Annotated in this window: 1 protein-coding gene; it reads right to left on the minus strand. The window is 60.6% G+C overall.

What is annotated here, in order from left to right:
- The coding region (locus J5224_RS32720; protein WP_264629085.1) for a condensation domain-containing protein at positions 1-719 on the minus strand (719 nt) is incomplete at both ends.

Below are 719 nucleotides of genomic sequence, written 5' to 3' on the forward strand. Positions count from 1 at the left end.
TGCCATGCCGCTGTGCCTGTGACATAAAACGCTGCCATGACTCCGCGGGCAACACATAGCGTCTGCGCTGGAAGCGGGGCTTGGCGATGGTCTCGGGCCTCACCGCCAGCGGCAAGGCGGGTGCAGCGGGCAACGTTGCCAGTCGCTCCAGCCAGTAGGACTTAGCCTGCGGCATCAGCGCCGCGCTACACTCCGCCTGCCCACATTGATAATCCCGATAGTGGATGCGCAACGCGGGCAGTGCCGCCGTCGGATTGCAGTACAATGCATCCCATTCGGTGAACAGGATCATGATGCTACGCCCATCGAACATCATACTGTCGAGACTGACCATCAGCCGCTGGCGCGCATCGCCCCCTTGCTGATAATCCACCACATGAATGGAAAACAGCGGCCATTCACGCACATCGTAAACCCGGTGCGACAGCGTATCGCGCCAGGTTTGCAACGCCCCTTCGACATCGTCGCAGGCGCTATGACGTTCAATGCGATAGGGCCGCGTATCGGGCAGCACCTGCTGCTCTCCGGCTTCTGTCACCACCGCACGCAGCATGGCGTGGCGCGCGATCAACTGTTGCCAGGCAGCTTCAAGCCGTGCGACATCCAGCCCTTCGCCATCAAACTCGATATAAAAATGCGAGCCGACGCCGCCCAGCGTCATCTGTTCGCTGCGGCCAATCCAGAAGGCGCGCTGAATGTCACTGAGCGGGAAGGATTTA

The organism is Candidatus Symbiopectobacterium sp. NZEC135 (genome assembly GCF_025962695.1).